This window comes from Streptomyces hokutonensis (assembly GCF_042751305.1).
GTDB lineage: Bacteria > Actinomycetota > Actinomycetes > Streptomycetales > Streptomycetaceae > Streptomyces > Streptomyces hokutonensis_A.
Genome location: NZ_JBHYWD010000004.1, coordinates 347,125 through 372,145, shown reverse-complemented (window position 1 = coordinate 372,145; position 25,021 = coordinate 347,125). Strand labels below are relative to the sequence as shown.

The window sequence follows — 25,021 nt, the reverse complement described above, 5'->3', positions numbered from 1 at the left end:
CCTGCCTTCGCACCTGGACGTTCTTCACTCTAGGAGGCGGCTGCGAGTCGGGCGAACGAATTAACTACTTCTTCTGGCGCTTCCAGGGCCCCGTGATCGCCAGCATGATCCCCGGCGTCTGGATGTTCGCGAACAGCGTCTTTCCGTCGGGCGAGAAGGTCACGCCGGTGAACTCGCTGTACTCCGGCTTCTCCGCCGTGCCGATGTTGAGTTCGTTGCGGGCGATCGGGTACGTGCGACCGCTCTCGGTCGCGCCGAACAGGTGCTGGACGCCCTCGCCGTCCTCGGCGATGACGAGGCCGCCGTAGGGGGAGACCGTGATGTTGTCGGGGCCGTCGAACGCGCCGTCCACGGACGGGTCGGGGTTGACGCCGAGGAGGACCTTGAGGGTGAGGGTGCGGCGCTTGGGGTCGTAGAACCAGACGGCGCCGTCGTGCTGGACGGGGCTCTCCGTGCGGGCGAACGAGGAGACGATGTACGTGCCGCCATCACCCCACCACATGCCCTCCAGCTTGCGGGCGCGGGTGACCTCGCCGGCCGCGAACTGCTTGCGGACCGACACCGACTTCGCGTCACGGTCGGGGACGGTCACCCAGTCGACGCCGTACACCGTGCCGATCTTCGTGGCGCGGGAGAGGTCGTCGACGAACTTGCCGCCGGAGTCGAAGCACTTGAAGGCTTCGAGGACGCCCGCGTCGTCGGCGAGGGTGCGGAGCTTGCCGCGGCCGTGGTGGAAGTGCTCGGGCGGGGTCCAGCGGTAGAGGAGCCCGTTGGGGTTCGACGCGTCCTCGGTCAGGTACAGGTGGCCGCGCTTGGGGTCGACCACCACCGCCTCGTGGGCGTAGCGGCCGAGTGCCTTGATGGGCTTGGGGTTCTTGTTGGCGCGGCGGTCCACCGGGTCGACCTCGAAGACGTAACCGTGATCCTTGGTGAAGCCGTTGGTGCCGGCCTTGTCCTCGGTCTCCTCGCAGGTGAGCCAGGTGTCCCAAGGGGTGTTGCCGCCCGCGCAGTTGGTGGCGGTGCCCGCGATGCCGACCCACTCGGCGACGTGGTCGCGGCGGACCTCGACGACCGTGCAGCCGCCGGCCGCGGCGGGGTCGTAGACGAGGCCCTCGGTGAGCGGGACGGGGTGGGGCCAGTTGGCGCGGGGGCCGGCCAGCTCGTGGTTGTTGACGAGGAGGGTGGCGCCGCGCGGGCCGTCGAAGGTGGACGTGCCGTCGTGGTTGGAGGGGGTGAACTCGCCCGACTCCAGCTTGGTCTTGCCGCTGTAGGTGATGACGCGGTACTTGAAGCCGGCAGGGAGAGCGAGGAGGCCGTCCGGGTCGGCGATCAGCGGGCCGTAGCCGACGCCGGCATGGCCGTGGCCGTAGCCGGTCGCCGACTCCTCGGCCGCGGTCTCGGTGTCGGTGGCGGCGAGGGCGTTGGGGGCGGTGGCGAGGGCGCCGACGCTGCCCGCCAGGGCGACCCCGGCACCGGTGATCGCGGATTTCGCGGCGAAGTCTCTGCGGGTGAGCGACATGGTGTGTCTCCTGTGACGGTGGGTGTGCCGTGGAGGGTGGCGGACCTCGGTCGGCGCCACGCTTCCGCCCATGTCTGAACACGAGTTGAACACCGGTCGACTTCGCCGGGCTCTCTTCCATGAATCCGTATGCAATCGGCCATCGATCTCTATGTGATCGGCCATGGATTCGTTTGCGATCAGCCAGGAAGTCGTATGCCGTCACCCATGGGATTCAAAAGCCACGGGCGTCGCGTCGGCTCAACTCCCTTGCTGGGAGCGCGCTTTGAAGGCCGCCTTGCGTGCTTCCTTCGCGATCCGCTTGTCGGGGTGCAGGCGGCCCATCGCCTCCAGGACGTCGGCGGTGGCGGGGTGGTCGACCCGCCAGGCCGCCGCGAAGAAGCCGCTGTGCTGCTGGGCCAGGCCCTCGACCAGGGCCTGCAACTCCTCGGAGTTGCCCTCGGCGGCCAGCTGTGCGGCGACCGTGTCGACGGTCAGCCAGAAGACCAGGTCCTCGGAGGGCGCGGGGACGTCGCTCGCGCCGTTTTCGCTCAGCCAGACCCGGGCGAGACCGCCCAGTTCGGGGTCGTCGAGCACCTCGCGCAGCGCGGGCTCGGCCTCCGCGCCGACGAGGGAGAGGGCCTGCTGGCAGAGCAGGCGGCGCAGTGGTGCGCCGGTGTCGGCGCCGCGGGCCGCCGCCAGCAACTCCCGTGCGGCGGCGAGGGGTTGGCGGCCCGCCAGCCACTGTTCGGTCTCGGCCCGCGCGGCCTTCTGCGGGAAGGTCGACGTGCCGTCGAGGAGTGCGTCGGCGCCCTTGTCGGCGAGGTCTCCGACGGCGGGTGCCGTGAAGCCGGCCTCCTGGAGGCGGGCCCGCAGGCCGTAGAGGCCGAGCGGGGTGAGCCGCACCATGCCGTAGCGGGTGACGTCGGTCTCGTCGACGGAGGGCGGGGTTCCGTCGGCCGTTTCGTCGAAGTCGGCCATCAGGGCCTCGTCCACGGGCTGGTACTCGACGATCCCGACCGGCGCGAGCAGCCGGAACTGGTCGTCGAGGCGCATCATCGCGTCGGAGACCTGTTCCAGTACGTCGTTGGTGGGCTCCCCCATGTCGCTGGGCACGATCATCGAGGCGGCCAGCGCGGGCAGCGGAATGGGGCCGTCGCCGGGGCCCTCCTCGTTGACGGTGAGGAGATAGAGGTTGCCGAGGACGCCGTCGAGGAACTCGGCCTCCGCCTCGGGATCCCAGTCGAGTGACGAGAAATCGACCTCGCCGCCCTCGTCCACGGCGTCGACAAGACCGTCCAGATCGGGCACGCTCGCGTCCGCGAGGAGGGTCTCGAGGGCGCCGAGCCACACCGCGAGCACGTCGCCGGGCGAGCCCGAGGTGAGCAGCGCCAGCTCCTCGCCGGCCGCCACGGTGCCTTCCTCCTCGTCGACGACCTCGACCAGCCCGGTGTCGAACGCGACCCGCCAGGCCTCGCTCGCGTCGGCCGCCGCGTCGTCGCCGGTCAGGCCGAGCAGCTCGGCGGCGGCGGGCAGTTGCTCGTCGCCGAGGCCGCCACCGGCGTCGATGCGGGTGTCGGGGCTGGCCCAGCGGGCGAGCCTGGCCGCGCGGGCGAGCAGGGGGGTGGACAGCGCGTCACGCGCCAGCTCCGCTTCGGAGTGCAGCCGCACCGGCGGCAGGGGGGAGCTGTCTGACATCGGGGGGTTCTCCTAGGGCGCCTCGAAGGCCGTACGACGGCCGTACACGACACACGACTCAGCCGCTCAGCCTAGACGGATTTCGCCCCATGCCGCCCGGTTCATGTCCCGGCCACGAGGTGTACATGGCTGAAACCTTGACAACTGGGCGGCCCCGCAATGAGATTGACGCGCGTAGAAATGTCATGGACACCTAGTCCGGGTATCTTCTACGCGCGTCGCTACCGCCCCACCGGTCGCGGCTCCCACCGCCGCTGCACAGCTCCATCCACCCTCGTCCCGGCTCATGCATGTCCCCGGAGGGATCCCGTTGCCGAGCAAGTCCTCCGCGCGTCTCGCCGCGCTCACCGTCGCCGCCGTCTGTTCGATGGCGTCCGCGATCGTTCTCACCTCGCCCGCGCACGCCGACGGCGTCCGCATCCACGACATCCAGGGCACGACCCGGCTGTCGCCGTACGCCGGCCAGAAGGTCGCGGACGTACCGGGCATCGTCACGGGCGTCCGTACGTACGGCTCGTCCAAGGGTTTCTGGTTCCAGGACGCGACCCCGGACGACAACCCGGCCACCAGTGAGGGCGTGTTCGTCTTCACCAGCTCGGTCCCGAAGGTCGCCGTCGGCGACTCGGTCACCGTCTCCGGCACGGTCTCCGAGTACGTCCCGGGCGGCGCCGCCACGGGCAACCAGTCGCTGACCGAGATCACCAAGCCGACGGTCACCGTCGTCTCCAGCGGCAACGCCGTACCGGCCCCCGTGGTGATCGACTCCCGGTCCGTGCCGAGCGCGTACACCCCGGCCGGCGACACCGCCGCGAGCAACTCGATCAACGCGCTGCCGCTGGAGCCCAAGAAGTACGCCCTGGACTACTACGAGTCCCTCGAGGGGATGAACGTCCAGGTCTCCGACGTGCGCGTGGTCACCGCGACCGACCCGTACTCGGAGTTGTGGGTCACGGTGAAGCCGCACCAGAACGCCACCCCGAGCGGTGGCACGGTCTACGGGTCCTACGACTCGCAGAACGGCGGGCGCCTCCAGATCCAGTCCCTGGGCGCGACGGCGGACTTCCCGGTCGTCAACGTCGGCGACAAGCTGACCGGCACCACGGCGGGCCCGCTGGACTTCAACCAGTACGGCGGCTACACCCTCGTCGCGAACGAGATCGGCACCGTGAAGAGCGGCGGCCTCAAGCGCGAGACGACGAAGAAGCAGTCGAGGAACCAGCTCGCGGTCGCGACGTACAACGTCGAGAACCTCGACCCGTCGGACGGCACCTTCGCCGCGCACGCCGCCGCGATCGTGAACAACCTCCAGTCCCCCGACATCGTGTCCCTGGAGGAGATCCAGGACAACAACGGCGCCACGGACGACGGCACGGTCGACGCGAGCGTCACGGTCAACAAGCTGATCGACGCGATCGTCGCGGCGGGCGGCCCGAAGTACGACTGGCGCTCGATCGACCCCGTCAACGACAAGGACGGCGGCGAGCCCGGCGGCAACATCCGCCAGGTGTTCCTGTTCAACCCGGAGCGGGTCTCCTTCACCGACCGCGCGGGCGGCGACTCCACGACCGCCGTCGGCGTCACCAAGGTGCACGGCAAGGCACAACTCACCGTCTCCCCCGGCCGGATCGACCCGGCCAACGCGGCCTGGACCGCGAGCCGCAAGCCGCTCGCGGGCGAGTTCGTCTTCAAGGGCAGGACGGTCTTCGTGATCGCCAACCACCTGATCTCCAAGGGTGGCGACCAGCCGCTGACCGCGCAGTACCAGCCGGTCACCCGCAGCTCGGAGACCCAGCGCCACGCGCAGGCGACGGCGGTCAACGCCTTCGTCAACGAGATCCTCGCCGCGCAGAAGAACGCGGACGTCATCACGCTCGGCGACATGAACGACTTCGAGTTCTCCGACACCGCGAAGATCCTCGAGGGTGACGGCGAGCTGTACTCGGCGATCAAGTCCCTGCCGAAGAACGAGCGTTACACGTACGACTACCAGGGTAACCAGCAGGTCCTGGACCAGATCCTGATCAGCCCGTCGATCCGCAAGGACTGCTTCGAGTACGACAGCGTCCACATCAACTCGGAGTTCAACGACCAGATCAGCGACCACGACCCGCAGGTGCTGCGCTTCCAGCCGTAGCACCTACGGGGTGGGCCACGGGGGCTCACGGGGGAGGGTGGACGGGGTCTCGCCGACTTGCACCAGGTCAGGCGAAGGCCCCGTCCAGCCAGTTCTGCCAGGCGAGTTCGTTCGTCTTGGCGTCGGCGTCCGGTGCGAAGTCATGGACGCTGACACCGACCGGGGCGCCCCAGTGGTTGCGCCCGAAGAAGCGGATCAGCGCGCTGTCGGTGCGCAGTCCGATGAAGTACGGGTCGCGGAAGTCCAGTACGGCGTCCAGGAGTTGGCCCTCGGGACCGTGGGCCTGGACCCGCGCGCCCTGTTCGACGTCGTCCGTGAGGCCGAGTGCCCGGCCGACAACTGCGAAGGCGTCGGCGGCGGTTGAGGCGTCGGGCCCGTTGAGGGTCGCGAACGCGACGGGCCGCCCCGCGAAATGAACGACGTACTCCCGCAGCGTGTGCAGATAGAACGCGTTGTGCTTGCGCGCACCGTCGTACTGGTTGTCCCAGTCGTCGGTGAAGATCCCGCTGTGCACGTACCGCACCCAGGCGCGCCGGCCGTCGTCGCGGGGCTCGATGGTCTCGTCGATCTGGTTGAGGCTCTGGGTCGGGAAACCGACGTCCTCGGTGAGCGCGGTGAGGCGGTGCGGCGGGTCGAAGTTCGTGAGGGTCGACCCGAAGGGCCCGACGCGCTTCTCGCCGTCGAACTCCATCGGCCACAGCCAGCCGCCGGTACCGGAGGTGATGGCGTCCCACACCTGCTCCGGCGTGGCGTCGACCTCAAACTCGTAGACGATCTCGAATTCCTTGGACATGGCTGACTCCTGAGTACTACGGGTTCTACTGGCTCTGTTGGTCCAGTTCTGGGGTGGATGGCTTCTTGACCGTGGGGTGGACGGCGACGACGATCCGATGATCGCGCCCCTCCTCCGCCTCCCCCGCGTCGTACTTGCGGATGAGGGCGCTCACTCCGGCGGTCAGTTCCTGGATGAACGCGGCCCGGTCGGCGGCGGAGGCGAAGCGCACCTCGCCGTCCAGCGCGTAGGTCGCGAGCCGCTGGTGGGCCTTGGCCGCGCCGGTGATCAGCGAACCGACGTCCCGCACCAGCCGGGCGCCGAGCGCCAGCAGCCAGCGCGCGGAGAGCTGGTCGCGGAACCGGTCCGGGTCCGGCTGCACGGCGGCGAGCGCGAGCGGCGAGATGACGTACGACGCGGCGGTCGCGCGCATCAGCCGCTCGGTGACATTGCCCTTGCGCCGCTCCCCCGCCAGCTCGACCAGGCCGTGCCGCTCCAGCGCCTTGAGGTGGTAGTTCACCTTCTGCCGGGGCAGCCCGACCTTGCCGGCCAGCATGGCGGCGGAAGCGGGCCCCGCCCCCAGCTCGGCGAGCAGCCGGGCCCTTATGGGGTCCAGCGAGACGGCTGCGGCCTCGGGGTCCTCGATCACGGTGACGTCCAGCATGCGTCCACGGTCTCACCGAACACTTTTTTTGTCCAGGGGAGTTTGATTGTCGGTGGGAACTGTCGGTGGAGTGCGTCATTCTTGACCGATGAGCACCGATCCGGAGCACAAGCCGCTCCGCGCCACGGACATCACCATGGACGACGCCTGGGCGATCCACGACTTTCTGGTGCCGCGCCTCGAATCGCTGCAACGCGCGCACGGCGACGCCACGGAGGAGCACCGCACAGCCGCGGCTCTCGCCGAGGCGGTGTCGGCCCTCATCCTGTTGATCGAACGTGAAATCCGTGGCCCCATGAGACCGCGTCTCGCCCAATCCTCGGCCCGGCCGCCCGCTCACGCCCCCGCCCCGACGGAGAGCGAGCGGATCGCCAAGGAGAAGCAGCGACTCACCATGACCAGGGAGTACTGGAACCAGCTCCACGGCATCGTGCAGATCTGGCGCGAGAGCGACGGCTACGACCAGGCCCGCTGGCAGCTGGTGTCCTTCCTGGACGCCGCTGCCGAGGCCGAGTATCAGCGGCACGTCACCGAAGCCGGTCTCCGGAAGGCCGCGCGGCCGTAAACACGGCGATCACTCGCGGACGAGACCGAGCGCGTGGTCGTAACGGCTGACCGTGCTGCTCTTCAGGCCCGGCCAGGTCTGGACGCGTTCCCAGAGGGCGGTGGCGGAGCCGATTCCGTCGCCGGGGGCGGCGAGGGCTTCCAGGTGGGCCTGGGCGCTGTCCCACTCGGCGTAGTTGAGGACGCGGGTGCCGTCGGTGGAGAGGTGGAAGTGGGCGGCGATACCGCCGGGAGGCAGCGCGGGCTCGTTCTCCAGGGCCTCGAACACCGCGTCCACCCAGGCTCGTTGGCGGTCGGGGTCGGGTCCCTCGAACTCGATGTCGACGATCACGACGCACCCGGGGACGCGTCCGCCCCGGTCCGCCGGGCCGCCGCTGCGGTAGTGGCGGTAGCGGCCGGGGCCGAGCCGCTCGATGCCCGGCACGGCGGTGTCGATCTCGTCGACGCGCTCCTGGCGGCGGGTCCTGACGAAGGCCTCGTAGGCCTGTTCGCTCGTCCACTGCGAGTAGTGCAGCAGGGTGGAGGTGTCGTGCCCGGTGTAGAGGTGATAGCCGAGGAGGTCGTCGGCGGGCCACGGCCGGCGCTCCCAGGCGACGGCGACCGCCTCGACGGCCTGCCGCCGGCGCAAGGGCGTGCCGACGCGCCAGGTGCTGAAGACGGGGGCACCGACGCGGGGATCGGCGAGGTCGGGGTGCGAGTCGGTACGACGGGTGCGACGGGTCATGCGGGCCTCCGCTGATCGGTACGGGTGGGTACACCGACCAGCCTTCAACCTCGACCGACGTTGAGGTCAAGCCCCGGACTACTGCTGCGCCGTTCCCCCCTCCAGCCGCGCCAGCCGGCTCTGGAACCAGTCGAGCCGCGCCTGCAACAGGGCCGCCTCCGCGACGAGTTCGGGCACACCGAGTCCCTCGGGCAGCCCGGGGTCGACGGTCGCCACCGTCCCGGCGCTCCCCGCCACCACCCGCAGTCCGTCCCCGGCCAGCCGCGCGAACGCCGCGAGCGAGACGGACGTACGACCACGCACGCACCCCGCGCACGCGGCGGCGAGGGCGCGCCAACCCGGCCTGCCCCAGCCCGCGTCGGCGAGCGCGACGGCTCGGGCGCCGCAGGCGCAGGGGCCGACGGTGGCGGTGCGGACGCGCTGGCGGGCGTAGCGGAAGCCGCGTTCGAAGCGGATGTAGGGGCCGAGGACGGTGATGTCGAGGAGGACCGCCGCACGGTGCTCCTCGGTGCACAACAGGGCTTCCGCCGCCGTCCGTTCGTGCACACAGTGGAAGCCGCAGTCGCAGCGGGGCGCGGGCGCCCGGTGCCGGCGGCCGTAGACGCAGGACGCGTCGGCCACGACTCCGTACGGCAGCGCGCCGCCCAGCGACACACCGGTGAACCCGGCCCGGGTGCCGTCCTGGGACAGCACCGGGTGGGCGATCTTGAATCCGGTCGGCGGCTCCGTCGGGCGTTCCTCGGGGAGCCGCAGTCTCATCGGGCGGCCGGAACCTCTTCGGGCGCCTTCTCCTCCGTGAACTCCGCGATGTTCTCCGGGAGTTCGACTTCCTCGTGGTGAATCTGCGGCCGCTCTTCGGCGACTCCGGTGGCCAGTGCCTTGCCGAGCTTCATGACGCCTCCCGTGACCAGGGGGTGGATGAACGTCCCACGCCGGTGACCTTCCTGGCCATGGTGACCCATGAAGGGGCCAATTGGACATAGGGCCTTGGTCCGAGGGGGGTGACGCCGCCGGGCATGAGGGGTGCACCCATTCCGCAGCATCTCTTATCGATACCAGGTAGAAGAATTAAGTAGTGCTTCACTGTCGCTCTGCCGAGACTACTCCCATGACGAACGCCGCCACCGCCTCCCCGCCCCCTTTCGGCCGCGCCCTGTGCGCGATGATCACCCCCTTCACCGAGTCGGGGGCGCTCGACCTCGACGGGGCCCAGCTCCTCGCCGAACGGCTGGTGTCGGAGGGATGCGACGGGCTCGTCCTGTCCGGGACGACCGGTGAGTCGCCGACCACGTCGGACGCGGAGAAGGCGGCGCTCGTCACGGCGGTCCGCGAGGCCGTCGGTGACCGCGTCCCGCTCGTCTCGGGCGTGGGCACCTTCGACACCCGGCACACCGTGGAACTCGCGCTGCAGGCCGAAAAGGCGGGCGCGGACGGGGTGTTGGTGGTCTCGCCGTACTACAGCAGGCCGCCGCAGGACGCCCTGGAGGCCCACTTCCGCGAGGTCGCCGACTCCTCCGGACTGCCTGTCGTGCTCTACGACATCCCGGGCCGCACCGGCACCCGTATCGAACCGGAGACCATGATCCGGCTCGCCGAGCACCCCCGGATCGTGGCGGTCAAGGACTGCTCCTACGACTTCCTCGGCACCCAAAAGGTGCTGGCCCGCACCGACTTGGCGTACTACGCGGGCTGCGACGAACACGTTCTGGCGTTGTACGCGGTCGGGGCCACGGGGTACGTGAGCACGGTCGCGAATGTCGTGCCCGCTCAACTCCGCGCGATCCTCGACGCGTTCGAGGCGGGCGACACCCCCGTGTCCGCCCGCCTCCAGCAACGCGCCACGCCCCTCATCGAGTTGATGATGGCGGCGGGACTGCCCGGCACCGTGACCGCGAAGGCACTCCTCAACTCCCTCGGCCTGCCCGGTGGTTCGGTCCGGGCGCCGCTGCGGCCCGCCGGCCGCGAGGCGACCGACGGGCTGGTGGCGGCGTACGAGGAGTTCGTGGCCGGCTGACCCCGTGCCCGTGCCCGTGCCCGCGCGCGGTCGTCACCGCTCGGCGAAGACGGGTTTCCAGACGACCTTCTCGATGTTCTTGTACGGGCCGCTGAGGGGTACGACCTTGTCGCTGCCGATCGTGACCAGCACGAGCCGGGGCACGTACGGCGCATCCAGGCTCGTGGTCCGCTCCCAGGCGATGAGGTGCTTGTCGTCGGCCCAGGCGAGCAGCTGGGCGCCGCGGACCTTGGTGATCTCCTTGCCGGTGAGCGGATCACGGATCGAGGAGTACGACTTTCCGGGGGATCCGCCCACCTCCTTCGTCAGGCCGAGGGCGGCGAGCCTGCCGTTCGGGGACAGCCGCGCGTCGACGTCGGACCGCAGGTACTTCTCGTTCGCGGGCGCGGCGATCCTGTTGCCGTCGAGGTCGTAGAACTGCTGGAGACCGTCCCGGCCCCCGACGATCCGCGAGTACACCTGCTCGCCGGTCCGGCTGAAGGCGAAGTCCTCACGGCCGTTGATCTCGCGGCCGGACGGGACGGAGCTCCACCGGCCGGTTCCGGAGACGGCGTCGAGGACGTAGAAACCGTCGCGGGGCGAACCCAACGGTCCCTGCCAGGACCACTCCCCGGTCTTCTCGTTGACCGTCGAGGGCGCGCGCACATCGGGGTTCTCCCTGTATGTCGTCGCGAGGAGCTTGCTGCCGTCGCGCGAGAACGCGAGGCCGCCGACCCCGTGCTGCACCTTGATCCACCGCTGGATCTTGCCCGTCGTGAGGTCAAGGATCCCGATCCGGTGGGCGGGCAGGTTCTCCTCCAGCACTGCGGCGGTGCGCATTCCGGGCGCGATGGCGACGTGGGAGTACCCGCTGATCATGTGGTACTTCTCCGTCTGCGGGTCGAGCAGCCAGTAGGTGCGCCTGGCGACTCCCCGATAGGGGGTCGTCGGCACCGTCTGCTCCGTGTAGTACGCGGCGAGCACCGTCCGGCCGGCCGCGATCATGTCGCGCGGCAGCCACTGGTCGGGGTGCGCCACGGTCCCGTCGATCACCTCGGCGGGACGTACGTCGGTCCGGCCCGACTCCAGCAGCGGCACGCTCACCGCGACCGCGACCACGGCGGCCGTGGCGGCGGCGACGGACGCGAGCCTGCGGATACGGCGACGGCGGACGGCCAGCACCCGGTCGGCGAAGCCCGTCGCCGGTGACGCCTGCCCGGAGGCCTGCTCGCGCAGGGAGTCGCGCACCAGTTCCTCGATGTTCATGGACGCACCTCCGCGGGCGAGAAGTCACGGGACGGCAGTTCCTCGCCATCGGCCGGGCCGAGGGCGGCCAACTCCGGTGCGAGCACGCGGAGTCGGGCCAGGGAACGGTGGGTGGTGGACCGTACGGTGCCGACGGAACAGCCGAGGAGACGGGCCACGTCTGCCTCCGGCAGGTCCTCGAAGTAGCGCAGCACGAGCACGGTGCGCTGGCGGGCGGTGAGCCTGGACAGCGCCTCGCGCATCACCAGGCGCAGTTCGGCCGCCGACGCGGCGTCGGGCGCCGCGCCCGCCTCGGGCGGTTCGGCGACGCTGACCTCGCGTCTTCGCCACTTCAGCCGCCAGCGGCTGACCTGCTGGCGGTAGAGGATCCGCCGTACGTAGGCCTCGGGTTCGTCGATCCGCTGCCACCGTCCGGCGGCCTTGGCCAGAGCGTTCTGCAGCAGGTCCTCCCCCGCGTGCCGGTCTCCCCCGCAGAGCAGCACGGCCGTCTTCAGCAGTGCCGACGACCTGCTGTCCACGAAGTCCCGGAAACTCTCCAGCCCTTCGGCATTCATCGTCACCTTCTCTTCCCCGGCGGCACCCGCGCCCCGCCCCTGTACTCCTGGTGACGCTCGCGGGGGTGCCTCACTATGCCTGCCGGGGGAGGAATTTCCGCCGGGGGCACATGTCGTACGGTCGCTGCCGTACGGTGCCCCCGTGAGCCGCCCCCTGCTGTTCCTCGACGTCGACGGCCCCCTCAACCCGTACGCCGCCAAGCCGGAGCGGCGCCCAGGCGGCTATACGACGATCAGGGCCACCGTGCGGCCGGGCCCGCCGCTCCGGGTCTGGCTGAACCCCGCACACGGCCCGGCGCTTCTCGGTCTCGGCTACGACCTGTGCTGGGCGACCACGTGGATGGCCGCCGCGAACCGCTGGATCGCCCCGGTCGTCGGCCTGCCCGAACTGCCCTACGTCGACTTCGGCGACGCGCTGTTCGCCGAGCGGCCCGACGGGGTCCACTGGAAGACGGAGGCGATCGTGGCGTACGCCGAGGGCCGCCCCTTCGCCTGGGTGGACGACGAACAGAGCCCGCTGGACGACGACTTCGTGACCGCCCGCCATCCCGGCCCGGCACTGCTGCATCACGTGAACCCCCGACTCGGGCTGCGCGAGGGGGACTTCGCGGCGCTGGCGGAATTCGCGGCGGCCGAGCAGGCATGATCCTGGACATGAACGAGCGCCCTCCCATCGGGCGGAAGGGCGCTCAACTCACGTCGCCGCGCTGCTAGTTGTGGCTGTGCAGGATTTCGTTCAGGCCGCCCCAGACCGCGTTGTTCGGGCGGGCCTCGACCGTGCCGGTGACCGAGTTGCGGCGGAAGAGGATGTTGGAGGCGCCGGAGAGTTCGCGGGCCTTGACGATCTGGCCGTCGGGCATCGTGACGCGGGTGCCGGCGGTGACGTAGAGGCCGGCCTCCACGACGCATTCGTCGCCCAGCGCGATGCCGACGCCGGCCTCGGCGCCGATCAGGCAGCGCTCGCCGATGGTGATGCGGACGTTGCCGCCGCCGGACAGCGTGCCCATGGTGGACGCGCCGCCGCCGATGTCCGAGCCGTCGCCGACGACGACACCGGCGGAGATCCGGCCCTCGACCATCGACGTGCCGAGCGTGCCGGCGTTGAAGTTGACGAAGCCCTCGTGCATGACCGTGGTGCCCTCGGCGAGGTGCGCGCCCAGGCGGACCCGGTCGGCGTCGGCGATGCGGACGCCCTTCGGGGCCACGTAGTCCGTCATGCGCGGGAATTTGTCGATCGACGTGACCTGGAGGTGCAGGCCCTCGGCGCGGGCGTTCAGCCGGACCTTCTCGACGTCGTCCACGGCGACCGGGCCGAGCGAGGTCCAGGCGACGTTGGCGAGGAAGCCGAACATGCCGTCCAGGCTCTGGCCGTGCGGCTTGACCAGGCGGTGCGAGAGGAGGTGCAGGCGCAGATAGACGTCGTGCGCGTCGAGCGGCTTGTCGTCGAGGGAGGCGATGACCGTGCGGACCGCGATCACTTCGACGCCGCGGCGGGCGTCGGGACCGATCGCCTTCGCCGCACCCTCGCCGAGCAGTTCCACGGCGCGCTCGGCGGACAGCCGCTCGGTACCGGCGGGGCCGGGTTCGGCGGACAGTTCGGGCGCGGGGAACCAGCTGTCGAGGACGGTTCCGTCGGCGGTGACGGTGGCGAGGCCGGCGGCAACGGCGCCGGTGGTGCGAGGTGCGGTCGTGTCGGTCATGAGGGAAACCTAACCTGGAGGGGGCGGCGGGGACCAACTCGTCCACGGGGCGTCTCAGGGAACGACACACACGGCCTCGCGGCACGGGTCGCGCCACGGTCAACGGGAGCGGCTGACGGGGCGTACACAGGGCGCGGGTCGGCCCGGGGTGCGGGTAAAGCCGGTTGCGTGTAAAGCGGGTTCCGGGGCGCGGGTCGCGGCATGCCGCGGCAACAGGTCACGGGCCACACGCAGGTCTCAGGCCCACGGCCGCAGATCGCCGCGCGACGCTCACCAGTCACCACGCCCAGACCTCAGACCCACGACCGCAAATCGCCGCGCGACGCTCACCACTCACCACGCCCAGACCTCAGACCCACGACCGCAAATCGCCGCGCGACGCTCACCACTCACCACGCCCAGACCTCAGGCCCACGACCGCAGATCGCCGCGCGGCGGTCACCAGTCACCGGTCGCCGTGCGCCCGTCTCCCCGCCGCACAGCTCCCGTCACGGGATCACCCGCCCCAACACCTCCCGCGCATACCCCTCGTCGTACGCCGCGTCCGTCAGCAGTACCTGGAGACAGATCCCGTCCATCAGCGCGACCAGCGCCCGCGCGGTCACCGGGTCCGTGCGCCGGGACAGGCGGTCGGCGAGGTCGCGGGCCCACTCGTCGGCTACGGGGCGCAGGGCGGGGCGGCGCAGGGCGGCGAGGTACAGCTCGTACTCCAGCTCGACGCCCGTGCGGTCGCCCGCGAGCCACTCGCCCATCCAGCCGGCCAGTTCTCCGGCCAGGTCGGTGTGCGGGTCCTCCAGGCCACCGCGCGCCGCGATCACCTTGGCGAAGCCCTCGTTGGCCTGGCGCAGTGCGGCGACCATCAGTTCGTCGAGGGTCGTGAAGTGGTACGTCGTCGAGCCGAGCGGCACATCGGCCTCGGCGGCGACGGAGCGGTGGCTGAGGCCGGCGATGCCCTTCTCCCCGACCACCCGGATCGCCGCGTCGATGATCCGCTGGCGCCGCTCGGGGTCGTAGCGCCGGGCCATCAGTGCGCGCCGCCCAGGTTGAGGACGACCACCCCGATGATGATCAGCGCGATACCGGCGGCCTTCGCGAAGGTCATCCCCTCGCCCAGGAACACCGTCCCGATGGCCACGATGGCGGCGGTGCCGAGGCCGGCCCAGATCGCGTAGGCCGTACCGACCGACATGGACTTCAGGGTCTGCGCGAGCAGGGCGAAGGAGAGCACGTATCCGACGACCGTGAGGACCGACGGCCACAGCCGGCTGAAGCCGTGGCTGAACTTCATGGCGGTGGTGCCGCCCACCTCCGCGGCGATCGCCGTGAGGAGCATCAGGAATCCCATGTGTACGAGTGTACATAACGGCGGGCGGAACGGTCGGCCCGTGACGGGGGCATCTCTTCGACCCCTGGGCGCGGGCCTCGCCCAAGTAGCCGTGTTTCGCGCGGAGTCGACAGTGGAGTTGATAAATGTGCACGAGGAATGAGAGGTGACGTCCCATACGTCGCACGCCGACCTCGGAACTCGTAGAAACCGCTCACTGAAACGGCTGCTCACAGCCCTCTCGCTCCACTACTGTTTCACCGTTCACTCACCTGGTTTTCACGGCTACGGCCGTCGCCATGGGCGCCGCTGGAGGAACAGCGCATGCCAGACAACACGTCCCAGCACCCTCCCCCGCACCACTCCCCTTGGGAGGACGGCTGGACCCCCGACAGCTCCCGGGCCCCCGGAACCCGCCGGCTCTGGCTGGCCGGGGCGCTCGCCCTCACCACGATCGCCGTGTGCGCCACGGCGATCGTCATCACGGACAAGCAACCTGACGACACAGCACGTACCAAGAAGGCGACGGGCCCGGCGTCGCTCGGAGCGGACGGTCCCGGGCTGCTCTCGTTCGCCTCGCCGTCGAAGCAGGACACGCCCACGCCCGACGCGCACAAACCGGCAGCCACGAAGTCGCCCGCCGCTTCGGCCAGCGCCGCGGAGCACGGTTCCACGCCCTCGGCGAAGGCGCCCGCGCCGTCCAAGTCGTCGTCGTCCCACGGCGGTTCGTCCTCGTCGGGCTCGGGGGGATCGTCGGGGTCGGGCGGCTCGCCGAGTTCCTCGTCCGTCTGGAGGTCGGTCCGTTCGGTCAACTACCCGGACCGGTACTGGCAGGTGAGCGGCGACTACGTGAAGCTCAACCCGGCCGGTTCCACCGCGGCCCGCCGCGCCTCGACCTTCAAAGTGGTCAAGGGCCTGGCCAAGAGCTCCTGTTACTCGTTCACGACGGCCGACGGCAGCTATCTCCGCCACCGCAACTTCATCCTCCGCGCGGAACGCAACGACGGCTCGTCCCTCTTCAAGCAGGACGCCACCTTCTGCCCCCGCGCGTCGCCCTACTCGGGCGCGGTGATGCTGGAGTCGGTCAACTACCCGGGCCGCTTCCTGCGCCACCAGAACTTCCAGCTCAAGCTGGACCAGTACCAGAACAGCGGCCAGTACTGGGCGGACTCGGCGTTCCAGCTGGTGGCGGGGCTCAACTAGGGCCCCTGGACGGTCACTTCACGAAAGGCGATCAGCGAGGCCTTGGGCCGCAGGACACAGAACTCGTTGCCCTCCGGGTCGGCGAGCACCACCCAGCCCACGGCCTCGCCCTGCCCGACGTCGACCCGCCGCGCACCGAGCGCGAGGATCCGCTCCACCTCGGCGTCCTGGTCGTCGGGAGCGAGGTCGAAGTGGAGTCGGTTCTTGGCGGTCTTCGGCTCGCCCACCGGCATGAAGCAGATGCCGGTCTCCGCGAACTCCCCGGGGCCGATGACGACTTCGCGTTCCTTCTCGGACAGGATCCGCCAGTCCAGCACCCCGCACCAGAAGCGGGCGAGGCCCGGCAGATCGTGCGTGTCGATGACTACGTGATGCAGCGAAACGGCCATACCCGAAAGGTATGGCCGTTTCCGGTGGTCCCAAAAGAACCAGAAGGCTCAGACGTTGAACCCGAGCGCCCGAAGCTGCTCGCGTCCGTCGTCCGTGATCTTGTCCGGGCCCCACGGCGGCATCCAGACCCAGTTGATGCGGAGCTCGTTGACGAGGCCGTCCGTGGCGGACTTGGCCTGGTCCTCGATGACATCCGTCAGCGGGCAGGCCGCCGAGGTCAGCGTCATGTCGATCGTCGCGATGTTCGCGTCGTCGATGTGCACGCCGTAGATGAGGCCGAGGTTGACGACGTCGATACCCAGTTCGGGGTCGACCACGTCGAGCAGGGCCTCGCGGACCTCCTCCTCGGAGGCGGGCTTGATCTCGATGGTCTCGCTCATGCCGTCTTCCTTTCGGCTTCGGCTCCGCCCAGGGCCTGGGCCGTCGCGTCCTTCCACGCCATCCAGCTGAGGAGGGCGCACTTCACCCGTGCCGGGTACTTGGAGACACCGGCGAACGCGACCGCGTCCTCCAGCACCTCCTCCATGTCGTCGTCGGGCTCGACCCTGCCCTTGGACTGCATCAGCTCCAGGAAGGTCTCCTGGATCTTCTGCGCCTCGGACAGCTCCTTGCCGACGAGGAGGTCGTTCAGTACGGAGGCCGAGGCCTGGCTGATGGAGCAGCCCTGACCCTCGTAGGAGATGTCGGTGATCTGCTCGCCGTCGTACTTCACGCGCAGCGTGATCTCGTCGCCGCACGTCGGGTTGACGTGGTGCACCTCGGCGTCGCCATCCCGCAAGCCCCGGCCGTGCGGGTGCTTGTAGTGGTCCAGGATGACTTCCTGGTACATCGAATCCAGCTTCATGCGGTCGCTCGCCAACCCCTCAGCCGAAGAAGTTCCGTACGTGCTCCAGACCGTCGACCAGTGCGTCGATCTCGGCCGGCGTGGAGTACAGATAGAACGACGCTCGCGTGGTCGCAGGAATTCCGTAGCGGAGGCAGACCGGCCGTGCGCAGTGATGGCCGACACGTACCGCGATGCCTTCTTCGTCCAGCACCTGGCCCACGTCGTGCGGGTGGATGTCGCCGAGCGTGAAGGAGATCGCCGCGCCCCGGTCCTCGGCCGTGGTGGGGCCGATGATCTTCAGGTCGGGCACGTCCAGCAGGCGCTTCACCGCGTACTCGGTCAGCGCGTGCTCATGGGCGAGGATCTTGTCCATGCCGATCGCCGACAGGTAGTCGATCGCCGCACCGAGACCGACCGCCTGCGCGATCGGCGGGGTGCCCGCCTCGAACTTGTGCGGGGCGGGGGCGTACGTCGACGAGTGCATCGACACGGTCTCGATCATCTCGCCGCCGCCGAGGAACGGCGGGAGGTCCTCCAGCAGCTCCTGGCGGCCCCAGAGGACGCCGATGCCGGTCGGGCCGCACATCTTGTGGCCGGTGAAGGCCACGAAGTCGGCCTGGAGCGCCTGGACGTCCAGCGGCATGTGCGGAGCGGCCTGCGAGGCGTCGATCAGGACCAGGGCCCCGACCTCCTGCGCGCGGCGCACGATCTTCTCGACCGGGTTGACCGTGCCCAGGATGTTGGAGACCAGGACGAAGGAGACGATCTTCGTCTTCTCGGTGATGATCTCGTCTATGTTCGACAGGTCCAGCCGGCCGTCGTCCGTGAGGCCGAACCACTTCAGCTTCGCGCCCGTGCGCTGCGAGAGCAGCTGCCACGGCACGATGTTGGAGTGGTGCTCCATCTCCGTGATGACGATCTCGGTCTCGTGGTCCACGCGGTAGGGCTCGTCGGCCCAGCCCAGCATGTTCGCCACGAGGTTGAGCGACTCCGAGGCGTTCTTGGTGAAGATCACCTCGTCGCGGGAGGGCGCGTTGATGAACGCGGCGACCTTGTCCCGCGCGCCCTCGTACAGCGCCGTGGCCTCCTCGGCGAGCACATGCACACCGCGGTGGACGTTGGCGTTGTAGCGCTCGTAGTACTCGTTCAGGGCGTCGAGCACCTGGCGCGGCTTCTGCGAGGTCGCCGCGTTGTCCAGGTACACGAGCTTCCTACCGTCGTGGACCGTGCGGTCCAGGATGGGGAAGTCCTTGCGGATCGCCTCTGTGTCGAGGAGGCCCGGCAGTTGCGTCACGCGGATACGCCACCCTTCGCGGTGTAGGTCTCGTAGCCCTCGTTCTCCAGCTTGTCGGCGAGCTCGGCGCCGCCGGACTCGACGATCCGGCCGCCGGAGAAGACGTGCACGAAGTCGGGCTTGATGTAGCGCAGGATGCGCGTGTAGTGCGTGATCAGCAGGGTGCCGACCTCACCGGTCTCGCGGACGCGGTTGACGCCCTCGGAGACGACGCGCAGGGCGTCGACGTCCAGGCCGGAGTCCGTCTCGTCGAGGATCGCGATCTTCGGCTTGAGCAGCTCCAGCTGAAGGATCTCGTGGCGCTTCTTCTCGCCGCCGGAGAAGCCCTCGTTGACGTTGCGCTCGGCGAAGGCCGGGTCCATGGAGAGGCGCTCCATGGTCTCCTTGACCTCCTTCACCCAGGTACGCAGCTTGGGGGCCTCACCGCGGATGGCGGTGGCGGACGTCCGGAGGAAGTTGGAGACGGAGACACCGGGGACCTCGACCGGGTACTGCATCGCGAGGAACAGGCCGGCGCGGGCGCGCTCGTCGACGGACATCTCCAGGACGTCCTCGCCGTCGAGGGTGACGGTGCCGCCCGTGATCGTGTACTTCGGGTGGCCCGCGAGCGAGTAGGCGAGGGTCGACTTGCCGGAGCCGTTCGGGCCCATGATGGCGTGGGTCTCGCCCTGCTTCACGGTGAGGTCGACGCCCTTGAGGATCTCCTTCGTGGCGTTGTCGGCCTCGACGGTGACGTGCAGGTCGTGGATTTCAAGCGTTGCCATGGGTTCCTCAGGACTCCTGGGTGAGGGAGACGAGCACGTCGTCCCCTTCGATCTTTACGGGGTATACGGGTACGGGGCGCGTGGCGGGGAGGCCGGACGGCTTGCCGGTGCGCAGGTCGAACGCGGAGCCGTGCAGCCAGCACTCGATCTGGCAGTCCTCCACCTCGCCCTCGGAGAGCGAGACGTTCGCGTGCGAGCAGATGTCGTTGATCGCGAACACCTCCCCCTCGGTCTTCACGACCGAGACCGGCGTGCCGTCGAGTTCCACCCGCTTCGGGGTGTCCTCCTCCAGCTCGCTCAGCGCGCAGGCGCGCAGGAAGGCCGACATCAGACCGAGGCCTCCAGCTCCGCGTCGATCTTCTCCAGCAGCCGCTCCTGGATGTCGGCGACACCGATCTGCTGGACCAGTTCGGCGAAGAAGCCGCGGACCACCAGGCGTCGGGCGTCGTCGGCGGGGATGCCGCGGGCCATCAGGTAGAAGAGCTGCTCGTCGTCGAAGCGGCCGGTCGCGGAGGCGTGTCCGGCGCCGACGATCTCGCCGGTCTCGATCTCCAGGTTCGGCACGGAGTCGACGCGGGCGCCGTCGGTCAGCACGAGGTTGCGGTTCATCTCGTATGTGTCGGTGCCCTCGGCCTTGGCCTCGATGAGCACGTCGCCGATCCACACCGCGTGGGCGCCCTCGCCCTGGAGCGCGCCCTTGTAGATGGCGTTGGACTTGCAGTGCGGGACGTTGTGGTCGACCAGGAGGCGGTGCTCCTGGTGCTGGCCGGCGTCCGTGAAGTACAGGCCGAACAGCTCGGCCTCGCCGCCGGGTCCTGCGTAGGCCACGCGCGGGTGCAGTCGTACGAGGTCGCCGCCGAAGGTGACGACGAACGACTTGAAGGTGGCGTCGCGGCCGATCAGCGCGTTGTGCTGGCCGACGTGCACGGCCTTGTCGTCCCAGTCCTGGACGGAGACGACGGTCAGCTTGGCGCCGTCGCCGAGGACGTACTCGACGTTGGCGGCGAGGACCGCGTCACCGGTGTGGTCGATGACGACGACGGCCTCGGCGAAGGCTCCCAGCTCGATGACCTGGTGGCCGTAGGCGACCCCGCCCTCGCCGTGCACGGCGATGCGGATCGGCTCGGTCAGGACCGTCTCCTTGGGGACGGTGACGACCGAGGCCTTCTCGAAGGACGAGTACGCCTGCGCGGCCACGCGGTCCACCGGGGTGCCGGCCTTGCCGAGCCGCGCGTCGTCACGGCCGACGGTCTCCACGGTGACCCCCTCGGGGGACCCGATGGCGACCTTCACGCCGCCGCCGTCGGCGACCGCGGTGCCGTCGTGCAGCCCGCGCAGGCGCTCCAGCGGGGTGAACCGCCACTCCTCCTCGCGGCCGTGGGGGACCGGGAAGTCCGCCACGTCGAAGGAGGGGGGCGCGCTCATGCGCGTGGCGACGGTCGACTCGGCGGCCACCGCGATCGATCCGGCGGTGGTGGAGGACCCCACCGTGGAGTTCTGAGCCTCAGCCATGGCTGTCGTAGTGCTCGCTTTCTGAAGTCAAGAAATGTGCTGACCGATGGGCGGGGTCAGCCGACCGCGCCTTCCATCTGCAGCTCGATCAGCCGGTTGAGCTCAAGGGCGTACTCCATCGGCAGCTCCTTGGCGATCGGCTCGACGAAGCCGCGCACGATCATCGCCATCGCCTCGAACTCGGTCAGACCGCGGCTCATCAGGTAGAAGAGCTGGTCCTCGGAGACCTTGGAGACGGTCGCCTCGTGGCCCATGGACACGTCGTCCTCGCGGACGTCCACGTACGGGTACGTGTCCGAGCGGGAGATCGTGTCGACGAGCAGCGCGTCGCAGAGCACGTTCGACTTGGAGCCGTGGGCGCCCTCGCCGATCTCGACGAGACCGCGGTAGGACGTACGGCCGCCACCACGCGCCACGGACTTCGACACGATGTTGGACGACGTGTTCGGCGCCATGTGGACCATCTTGGAGCCGGCGTCCTGGTGCTGGCCCTCGCCCGCGAAGGCGATGGAGAGGGTCTCGCCCTTGGCGTGCTCGCCCATCAGGTAGACGGCCGGGTACTTCATCGTCACCTTGGAGCCGATGTTGCCGTCGATCCACTCCATGGTCGCGCCCTCGTAGGCGACGGCGCGCTTGGTGACCAGGTTGTAGACGTTGTTCGACCAGTTCTGGATGGTCGTGTAGCGGCAGCGGGCGTTCTTCTTGACGATGATCTCGACGACCGCGCTGTGCAGCGAGTCCGACTTGTAGATCGGCGCCGTACAGCCCTCGACGTAGTGCACGTAGGCGCCCTCGTCGACGATGATCAGGGTCCGCTCGAACTGGCCCATGTTCTCCGTGTTGATGCGGAAGTAGGCCTGGAGCGGGATCTCGACGTGCACGCCCTTCGGCACGTAGATGAAGGAACCGCCGGACCACACGGCCGTGTTGAGCGACGCGAACTTGTTGTCGCCGACCGGGATGACGGTGCCGAAGTACTCCTTGAAGAGCTCCGGGTGCTCCTTCAGCGCGGTGTCGGTGTCGAGGAAGATGACGCCCTGCTCCTCCAGGTCCTCGCGGATCTGGTGGTAGACGACCTCGGACTCGTACTGCGCGGCGACACCGGCGACGAGGCGCTGCTTCTCCGCCTCGGGGATGCCGAGCTTGTCGTACGTGTTCTTGATGTCCTCGGGCAGGTCCTCCCAGGACTCCGCCTGCTTCTCCGTGGAGCGCACGAAGTACTTGATGTTGTCGAAGTCGATGCCGGAGAGGTCGGAGCCCCAGTTCGGCATGGGCTTCTTCTCAAAGAGGCGCAGGCCCTTGAGACGGAGCTTGGTCATCCACTCCGGCTCGCTCTTCTTGCCGGAGATGTCCCGGACGACGTCCTCGTTGATGCCGCGCTTGGCGGAGGCACCGGCCACGTCGGAGTCGGCCCAGCCGTATTCGTACGTACCCAGACCCTCGAGCTCGGGGTGGGCAGTCTCCTCGATGGGGAGCGTCATGCGGGGTTCCTCCCGGCGGTACTTGCAGATGCGTTATGTGTGGTCTTGGAAATCTTTGGGATGAACGTGGTGCACACACCGTCGCCGTGGGCGATGGTCGCCAGTCGCTGGACATGGGTGCCGAGCAGCTGGGAGAAGAGTTCCGTCTCCGCCTCGCACAGTTGCGGGAACTGCTCGGCGACATGGGCGACCGGGCAGTGGTGCTGGCAGAGCTGCTCACCGACCGGTGCGCTACGCGCCGTAGCAGCGTACCCGTCCGCGCTCAGGGCCTTGGCCAGCGCTTCCGCGCGGTCCTCGGGGGCGGCGGCCTCGACGACCTTGCGGTAGGCGATGGCCTGGGCCGCCATGCGGTCACGGGCGAAGGCGACGATCGCCTCGTCCCCGCCGCTGTGCGTGGCGATCCAGCGCAGCGCGTCGGCGGCGAGCTTGTCGTAGGACTGGTCGAAGGCGTCCCGGCCGCAGTCGGTCAGGGCGAACACCTTGGCGGGCCGGCCGCGCGTGCGCGCTCCGTAGACCCGCTGCTCACGTGCTTCTACGACGTCGTCGGCGACGAGTGCGTCGAGATGACGGCGTACGGCGGCCTGGGTCAGCCCCAGCCGGCCGGCGAGGTCGGCCACGGTCGACGGGCCGTGGTCCAGGATGGAGCGCGCGACACGGTTGCGGGTGGACCGCTCACCGGTCGCGAGTTCCTCCTGCGGAGCCTCGCCAACGTTTTTCACAACGCCATTGTTGCGTAATTCCTCAGAGGCAGGCAACCCGCGCCCCGGCCACCCGGCGGTGCGGTGCGTCACTTAGGTATACCTAATCCGACCTGCGGAAACGATCTTTGATCGATCAATCGGGTGGCGCCGCCGCCCCCCTTCCGGGAGACTCCACAACCATGCCCGCACCCCCTCCCACCGGCCCGCTTGTCACCCGGGACAGTCTCGCCGCAGACCTGCGCGAGGTGGGCGTTCACCCCGGTGAGATCCTCCTCGCGCACACCTCCCTGAGCTCCCTCGGATGGGTCTGCGGAGGCGCCGTGTCGGTCGTCCAGGGAATCCTCGACACGCTCGGCCCGGACGGCACCCTGGTGGTCCCCACCCAGACCGGCGACCTCTCGGACCCGGCCCACTGGGGAAACCCGCCGGTTCCCCGTGAATGGTGGGACACCATCCGCACCTCCATGCCGCCCTACGACCCCGTCGTCACCCCCTCGCGCGGCGTGGGCATCGTCCCGGAGACCGTCCGCACCTGGCCCGGCGCCCTGCGCTCCGCGCACCCGCAGACCTCCTTCGCGGCGATCGGCCCGCACGCCGCCGAGATCCTCGACGGCCACGCCACCGACTGCCGACTGGGCGAGCGCAGCCCGCTGGCCCGCCTGGAGGGCCTCCAGGCGCGCGTGCTGCTGCTCGGCGCGGGCTACGACGCCTGCACCAGCTTCCATCTCGCCGAGTACCGCGTCCCGTCCCCGCTGGTCGCGCTCGGCCGCCCCGGCCCGGACGGCTGGGAGACGGTGACCGAGGTGTCGATCTCCTCCGACCGCTTCGACGAACTGGGCCACGACTTCGAACGGGACCGTCCCGTCGTCCGCGGAAAGGCGGGCGCGGCCGACGTACGGCTGTTCCCGGTGGGCGACGCCGTGGCCTACGCCGAACGGTGGCTGCCCCTGCACCGCCCCCGTGAGGAGGAGATCCTGCACCCGCCCGCCTGACCGGCGGATCGCGTACCTAGACTCGGGCCCATGCGAAGCGAGCCCGTGCTCCAGGTCCAGGCCCTGGTGAAGCGGTACGGCACGAAGACCGCGGTGAACGGCCTCGACCTGGTGGCCGAAGCGGGTGTCACCGCGGTGCTGGGCCCCAACGGGGCGGGCAAGACGACCACGGTCGAGACCTGCGAGGGGTACCGGAAGCCGGACTCCGGCACGGTGCGCGTCCTGGGCCTCGACCCGGTCCGCGAGTCCGCCGCGCTGCGCCCCAGAATCGGCGTGATGCTCCAGTCCGGCGGGGTGTACTCGGGCGCCCGCGCCGACGAGATGCTCCGGCACGTGGCCAAGCTGCACGCGCACCCGCTGGACGTGGACGCGCTCATCGAGCGCCTGGGGCTCGGCAGTTGCGGCCGTACGACGTACCGGCGCCTCTCCGGCGGCCAGCAGCAGCGCCTCGCACTGGCGATGGCCGTAGTGGGCCGCCCCGAACTGGTCTTCCTCGACGAACCGACCGCGGGCCTCGACCCCCAGGCCCGCCGGGCCACCTGGGACCTGATCCGCGACCTCCGCGCGGACGGCGTCTCCGTCATCCTCACGACCCACCACATGGACGAGGCCGAGCAGCTGGCCGACGACGTGGCGATCATCGACGCGGGCAAGGTCATCGCCCACGGCTCCCCCGAGGAACTGTGCCGCGGCGGCGCCGAGAACACCCTCCGTTTCACCGGCCGCCCCGGCCTGGACGTCGGCTCCCTCCTGAAGGCCCTCCCGGCCGACTCCACGGCTGCCGAACTGACCCCCGGCTCCTACCGCGTCGGCGGCAAGGTCGACCCGCAACTGCTCGCCACGGTCACCTCGTGGTGCGCGCAGCACGGCGTGATGCCGGAGAGGATCTCGGTCGAACGGCACACCCTGGAGGACGTGTTCCTCGAACTCACCGGCAAGGAGCTGCGCTCGTGACGACGACTGTTTC

At 69.7% G+C, this 25,021-nt stretch carries 28 protein-coding genes; 7 read left to right on the top strand and 21 right to left on the bottom strand.

Annotated elements, in window-relative coordinates:
• Positions 1-64: 64 nt before the first annotated feature.
• Together ACFXC1_RS14085 and ACFXC1_RS14080 are read right to left on the bottom strand one after the other, a co-directional pair.
• Positions 65-1,519 carry an alkaline phosphatase PhoX gene (locus ACFXC1_RS14085; RefSeq protein ID WP_381242437.1) on the bottom strand — a complete coding sequence of 485 codons (1,455 nt, stop codon included), beginning with the start codon at positions 1,517-1,519 and terminating at the stop codon, positions 65-67.
• Positions 1,520-1,759: 240 nt separating this feature from the next.
• Positions 1,760-3,196, bottom strand: a complete 1,437-nt coding sequence (locus ACFXC1_RS14080; protein ID WP_381242435.1) for a hypothetical protein — start codon at positions 3,194-3,196, stop codon at positions 1,760-1,762.
• Positions 3,197-3,506: 310 nt separating this feature from the next.
• Here ACFXC1_RS14080 and ACFXC1_RS14075 point away from each other — a divergent pair, with 310 nt between their 5' ends.
• A complete protein-coding gene (locus tag ACFXC1_RS14075; protein WP_381242433.1) occupies positions 3,507-5,330 on the top strand; it encodes an endonuclease/exonuclease/phosphatase family protein in 1,824 nt (607 codons plus the stop codon).
• Positions 5,331-5,397: 67 nt separating this feature from the next.
• On the opposite strand, the gene ACFXC1_RS14070 is transcribed toward ACFXC1_RS14075, so the two are convergent.
• Both ACFXC1_RS14070 and ACFXC1_RS14065 read right to left on the bottom strand, forming a co-directional pair.
• Positions 5,398-6,123 (bottom strand): SRPBCC family protein, encoded by a 726-nt coding sequence (locus tag ACFXC1_RS14070; RefSeq protein ID WP_381242431.1) that lies wholly within the window; start codon positions 6,121-6,123, stop codon positions 5,398-5,400.
• Between the two features lie 25 nt (positions 6,124-6,148).
• Entirely contained in the window at positions 6,149-6,766 is a 618-nt protein-coding gene (locus ACFXC1_RS14065; RefSeq protein ID WP_359605381.1) for an ArsR/SmtB family transcription factor, read from the bottom strand.
• Positions 6,767-6,854: 88 nt separating this feature from the next.
• Here ACFXC1_RS14065 and ACFXC1_RS14060 point away from each other — a divergent pair, with 88 nt between their 5' ends.
• Positions 6,855-7,331, top strand: a complete 477-nt coding sequence (locus ACFXC1_RS14060; RefSeq protein WP_381242429.1) for a hypothetical protein — start codon at positions 6,855-6,857, stop codon at positions 7,329-7,331.
• Positions 7,332-7,340: 9 nt separating this feature from the next.
• Here ACFXC1_RS14060 and ACFXC1_RS14055 read toward each other — a convergent pair whose 3' ends face one another.
• The 3 genes from ACFXC1_RS14055 to ACFXC1_RS14045 all read right to left on the bottom strand — a co-directional run bounded on the left by ACFXC1_RS14055 (position 7,341) and on the right by ACFXC1_RS14045 (position 8,947).
• Positions 7,341-8,054 carry an antibiotic biosynthesis monooxygenase gene (locus tag ACFXC1_RS14055; protein WP_381242427.1) on the bottom strand — a complete coding sequence of 238 codons (714 nt, stop codon included), beginning with the start codon at positions 8,052-8,054 and terminating at the stop codon, positions 7,341-7,343.
• 78 nt (positions 8,055-8,132) lie between these two features.
• Complete coding sequence (locus tag ACFXC1_RS14050; RefSeq protein WP_381242426.1) at positions 8,133-8,813, bottom strand: hypothetical protein; 681 nt, start codon at positions 8,811-8,813, stop codon at positions 8,133-8,135.
• Positions 8,810-8,947, bottom strand: a complete 138-nt coding sequence (locus ACFXC1_RS14045) for a hypothetical protein (RefSeq protein ID WP_381242424.1) — start codon at positions 8,945-8,947, stop codon at positions 8,810-8,812. Before ACFXC1_RS14045 ends, ACFXC1_RS14050 begins: the two co-directional genes overlap by 4 nt.
• Before the next feature lie 215 nt (positions 8,948-9,162).
• On the opposite strand from ACFXC1_RS14045, the gene dapA reads away from it, so the two are divergent.
• Positions 9,163-10,068, top strand: a complete 906-nt coding sequence (dapA, locus tag ACFXC1_RS14040; protein WP_381242422.1) for a 4-hydroxy-tetrahydrodipicolinate synthase — start codon at positions 9,163-9,165, stop codon at positions 10,066-10,068.
• A gap of 33 nt (positions 10,069-10,101) precedes the next feature.
• Here dapA and ACFXC1_RS14035 read toward each other — a convergent pair whose 3' ends face one another.
• Together ACFXC1_RS14035 and ACFXC1_RS14030 are read right to left on the bottom strand one after the other, a co-directional pair.
• A complete protein-coding gene (locus tag ACFXC1_RS14035; protein WP_381242420.1) occupies positions 10,102-11,313 on the bottom strand; it encodes a WD40 repeat domain-containing protein in 1,212 nt (403 codons plus the stop codon).
• Positions 11,310-11,867 carry a SigE family RNA polymerase sigma factor gene (locus ACFXC1_RS14030; RefSeq protein ID WP_026178364.1) on the bottom strand — a complete coding sequence of 186 codons (558 nt, stop codon included), beginning with the start codon at positions 11,865-11,867 and terminating at the stop codon, positions 11,310-11,312. Before ACFXC1_RS14030 ends, ACFXC1_RS14035 begins: the two co-directional genes overlap by 4 nt.
• 142 nt (positions 11,868-12,009) lie before the next feature.
• On the opposite strand from ACFXC1_RS14030, the gene ACFXC1_RS14025 reads away from it, so the two are divergent.
• A complete protein-coding gene (locus tag ACFXC1_RS14025; RefSeq protein ID WP_381242417.1) occupies positions 12,010-12,513 on the top strand; it encodes a hypothetical protein in 504 nt (167 codons plus the stop codon).
• Positions 12,514-12,577: 64 nt separating this feature from the next.
• Here ACFXC1_RS14025 and dapD read toward each other — a convergent pair whose 3' ends face one another.
• From dapD to ACFXC1_RS14010, 3 genes are all read right to left on the bottom strand, one after another.
• Entirely contained in the window at positions 12,578-13,567 is a 990-nt protein-coding gene (dapD, locus tag ACFXC1_RS14020) for a 2,3,4,5-tetrahydropyridine-2,6-dicarboxylate N-succinyltransferase (RefSeq protein WP_381242415.1), read from the bottom strand.
• A 488-nt stretch (positions 13,568-14,055) separates the two neighbouring features.
• Positions 14,056-14,592: a TetR/AcrR family transcriptional regulator gene (locus ACFXC1_RS14015; protein ID WP_381242413.1), complete on the bottom strand. Its 537-nt coding sequence runs from the start codon at positions 14,590-14,592 to the stop codon at positions 14,056-14,058.
• Complete coding sequence (locus ACFXC1_RS14010) at positions 14,592-14,912, bottom strand: DMT family transporter (RefSeq protein ID WP_093625388.1); 321 nt, start codon at positions 14,910-14,912, stop codon at positions 14,592-14,594. Before ACFXC1_RS14010 ends, ACFXC1_RS14015 begins: the two co-directional genes overlap by 1 nt.
• Positions 14,913-15,215: 303 nt before the next feature.
• On the opposite strand from ACFXC1_RS14010, the gene ACFXC1_RS14005 reads away from it, so the two are divergent.
• Positions 15,216-16,094, top strand: a complete 879-nt coding sequence (locus ACFXC1_RS14005; protein ID WP_381242411.1) for an AbfB domain-containing protein — start codon at positions 15,216-15,218, stop codon at positions 16,092-16,094.
• Here ACFXC1_RS14005 and ACFXC1_RS14000 read toward each other — a convergent pair.
• Genes ACFXC1_RS14000 through ACFXC1_RS13960 form a run of 9 tightly spaced genes read right to left on the bottom strand, consistent with a single transcriptional unit; the run spans position 16,091 to position 23,080 of the window.
• Positions 16,091-16,483, bottom strand: coding sequence for a VOC family protein (locus ACFXC1_RS14000; RefSeq protein WP_381242409.1), 393 nt, complete (start codon positions 16,481-16,483; stop codon positions 16,091-16,093). The two genes, ACFXC1_RS14005 and ACFXC1_RS14000, sit on opposite strands and share 4 nt — an antisense overlap.
• Positions 16,484-16,531: 48 nt before the next feature.
• The gene (locus tag ACFXC1_RS13995; protein ID WP_019067540.1) at positions 16,532-16,864 is read right to left on the bottom strand and encodes a metal-sulfur cluster assembly factor; all 333 of its coding nucleotides are present in this window, start codon (positions 16,862-16,864) and stop codon (positions 16,532-16,534) included.
• On the bottom strand, positions 16,861-17,328 hold the full coding sequence (gene sufU / locus ACFXC1_RS13990) for a Fe-S cluster assembly sulfur transfer protein SufU (RefSeq protein ID WP_381242406.1): 468 nt from the start codon (positions 17,326-17,328) through the stop codon (positions 16,861-16,863). The genes ACFXC1_RS13995 and sufU overlap by 4 nt, the downstream gene beginning before the upstream one ends.
• Before the next feature lie 19 nt (positions 17,329-17,347).
• The gene (locus ACFXC1_RS13985) at positions 17,348-18,604 is read right to left on the bottom strand and encodes a cysteine desulfurase (protein ID WP_019067542.1); all 1,257 of its coding nucleotides are present in this window, start codon (positions 18,602-18,604) and stop codon (positions 17,348-17,350) included.
• Entirely contained in the window at positions 18,601-19,368 is a 768-nt protein-coding gene (sufC, locus tag ACFXC1_RS13980; protein WP_381242404.1) for a Fe-S cluster assembly ATPase SufC, read from the bottom strand. Before sufC ends, ACFXC1_RS13985 begins: the two co-directional genes overlap by 4 nt.
• A gap of 7 nt (positions 19,369-19,375) precedes the next feature.
• Positions 19,376-19,696 (bottom strand): bifunctional 3-phenylpropionate/cinnamic acid dioxygenase ferredoxin subunit, encoded by a 321-nt coding sequence (locus tag ACFXC1_RS13975; RefSeq protein ID WP_093625399.1) that lies wholly within the window; start codon positions 19,694-19,696, stop codon positions 19,376-19,378.
• The gene (sufD, locus tag ACFXC1_RS13970) at positions 19,696-20,880 is read right to left on the bottom strand and encodes a Fe-S cluster assembly protein SufD (protein ID WP_381242401.1); all 1,185 of its coding nucleotides are present in this window, start codon (positions 20,878-20,880) and stop codon (positions 19,696-19,698) included. The genes ACFXC1_RS13975 and sufD overlap by 1 nt, the downstream gene beginning before the upstream one ends.
• A 56-nt stretch (positions 20,881-20,936) precedes the next feature.
• Positions 20,937-22,361: a Fe-S cluster assembly protein SufB gene (gene sufB / locus ACFXC1_RS13965; protein ID WP_019067546.1), complete on the bottom strand. Its 1,425-nt coding sequence runs from the start codon at positions 22,359-22,361 to the stop codon at positions 20,937-20,939.
• A complete protein-coding gene (locus tag ACFXC1_RS13960; RefSeq protein WP_381242399.1) occupies positions 22,358-23,080 on the bottom strand; it encodes a helix-turn-helix transcriptional regulator in 723 nt (240 codons plus the stop codon). The genes sufB and ACFXC1_RS13960 overlap by 4 nt, the downstream gene beginning before the upstream one ends.
• A gap of 161 nt (positions 23,081-23,241) precedes the next feature.
• Here ACFXC1_RS13960 and ACFXC1_RS13955 point away from each other — a divergent pair, with 161 nt between their 5' ends.
• A complete protein-coding gene (locus ACFXC1_RS13955) occupies positions 23,242-24,054 on the top strand; it encodes an AAC(3) family N-acetyltransferase (RefSeq protein WP_381242397.1) in 813 nt (270 codons plus the stop codon).
• Between the two features lie 30 nt (positions 24,055-24,084).
• The gene (locus ACFXC1_RS13950) at positions 24,085-25,008 is read left to right on the top strand and encodes an ABC transporter ATP-binding protein (protein ID WP_381242395.1); all 924 of its coding nucleotides are present in this window, start codon (positions 24,085-24,087) and stop codon (positions 25,006-25,008) included.
• Positions 25,009-25,021: the final 13 nt, after the last annotated feature.

What these genes read in the sequence shown, in the direction of transcription:
- ACFXC1_RS14030 (WP_026178364.1), bottom strand. Translation starts at nt 11,867, where the DNA reads ATGAATGCCGAAGGGCTGGAGAGTTTCCGGGACTTCGTGGACAGCAGG.
- ACFXC1_RS14055 (WP_381242427.1), bottom strand. Translation starts at nt 8,054, where the DNA reads ATGACCCGTCGCACCCGTCGTACCGACTCGCACCCCGACCTCGCCGAT.
- sufB (WP_019067546.1), bottom strand. Translation starts at nt 22,361, where the DNA reads ATGACGCTCCCCATCGAGGAGACTGCCCACCCCGAGCTCGAGGGTCTG.
- ACFXC1_RS14045 (WP_381242424.1), bottom strand. Translation starts at nt 8,947, where the DNA reads ATGAAGCTCGGCAAGGCACTGGCCACCGGAGTCGCCGAAGAGCGGCCG.
- ACFXC1_RS14010 (WP_093625388.1), bottom strand. Translation starts at nt 14,912, where the DNA reads ATGGGATTCCTGATGCTCCTCACGGCGATCGCCGCGGAGGTGGGCGGC.
- dapA (WP_381242422.1), top strand. Translation starts at nt 9,163, where the DNA reads ATGACGAACGCCGCCACCGCCTCCCCGCCCCCTTTCGGCCGCGCCCTG.
- ACFXC1_RS14035 (WP_381242420.1), bottom strand. Translation starts at nt 11,313, where the DNA reads ATGAACATCGAGGAACTGGTGCGCGACTCCCTGCGCGAGCAGGCCTCC.
- ACFXC1_RS13975 (WP_093625399.1), bottom strand. Translation starts at nt 19,696, where the DNA reads ATGTCGGCCTTCCTGCGCGCCTGCGCGCTGAGCGAGCTGGAGGAGGAC.
- ACFXC1_RS14060 (WP_381242429.1), top strand. Translation starts at nt 6,855, where the DNA reads ATGAGCACCGATCCGGAGCACAAGCCGCTCCGCGCCACGGACATCACC.
- ACFXC1_RS14065 (WP_359605381.1), bottom strand. Translation starts at nt 6,766, where the DNA reads ATGCTGGACGTCACCGTGATCGAGGACCCCGAGGCCGCAGCCGTCTCG.
- ACFXC1_RS13995 (WP_019067540.1), bottom strand. Translation starts at nt 16,864, where the DNA reads ATGAGCGAGACCATCGAGATCAAGCCCGCCTCCGAGGAGGAGGTCCGC.
- ACFXC1_RS14080 (WP_381242435.1), bottom strand. Translation starts at nt 3,196, where the DNA reads ATGTCAGACAGCTCCCCCCTGCCGCCGGTGCGGCTGCACTCCGAAGCG.
- sufC (WP_381242404.1), bottom strand. Translation starts at nt 19,368, where the DNA reads ATGGCAACGCTTGAAATCCACGACCTGCACGTCACCGTCGAGGCCGAC.
- ACFXC1_RS14070 (WP_381242431.1), bottom strand. Translation starts at nt 6,123, where the DNA reads ATGTCCAAGGAATTCGAGATCGTCTACGAGTTTGAGGTCGACGCCACG.
- sufU (WP_381242406.1), bottom strand. Translation starts at nt 17,328, where the DNA reads ATGAAGCTGGATTCGATGTACCAGGAAGTCATCCTGGACCACTACAAG.
- sufD (WP_381242401.1), bottom strand. Translation starts at nt 20,880, where the DNA reads ATGGCTGAGGCTCAGAACTCCACGGTGGGGTCCTCCACCACCGCCGGA.
- ACFXC1_RS14005 (WP_381242411.1), top strand. Translation starts at nt 15,216, where the DNA reads ATGCCAGACAACACGTCCCAGCACCCTCCCCCGCACCACTCCCCTTGG.
- ACFXC1_RS14050 (WP_381242426.1), bottom strand. Translation starts at nt 8,813, where the DNA reads ATGAGACTGCGGCTCCCCGAGGAACGCCCGACGGAGCCGCCGACCGGA.
- ACFXC1_RS14000 (WP_381242409.1), bottom strand. Translation starts at nt 16,483, where the DNA reads ATGGCCGTTTCGCTGCATCACGTAGTCATCGACACGCACGATCTGCCG.
- ACFXC1_RS14085 (WP_381242437.1), bottom strand. Translation starts at nt 1,519, where the DNA reads ATGTCGCTCACCCGCAGAGACTTCGCCGCGAAATCCGCGATCACCGGT.
- dapD (WP_381242415.1), bottom strand. Translation starts at nt 13,567, where the DNA reads ATGACCGACACGACCGCACCTCGCACCACCGGCGCCGTTGCCGCCGGC.
- ACFXC1_RS14015 (WP_381242413.1), bottom strand. Translation starts at nt 14,592, where the DNA reads ATGGCCCGGCGCTACGACCCCGAGCGGCGCCAGCGGATCATCGACGCG.
- ACFXC1_RS13950 (WP_381242395.1), top strand. Translation starts at nt 24,085, where the DNA reads ATGCGAAGCGAGCCCGTGCTCCAGGTCCAGGCCCTGGTGAAGCGGTAC.
- ACFXC1_RS13955 (WP_381242397.1), top strand. Translation starts at nt 23,242, where the DNA reads ATGCCCGCACCCCCTCCCACCGGCCCGCTTGTCACCCGGGACAGTCTC.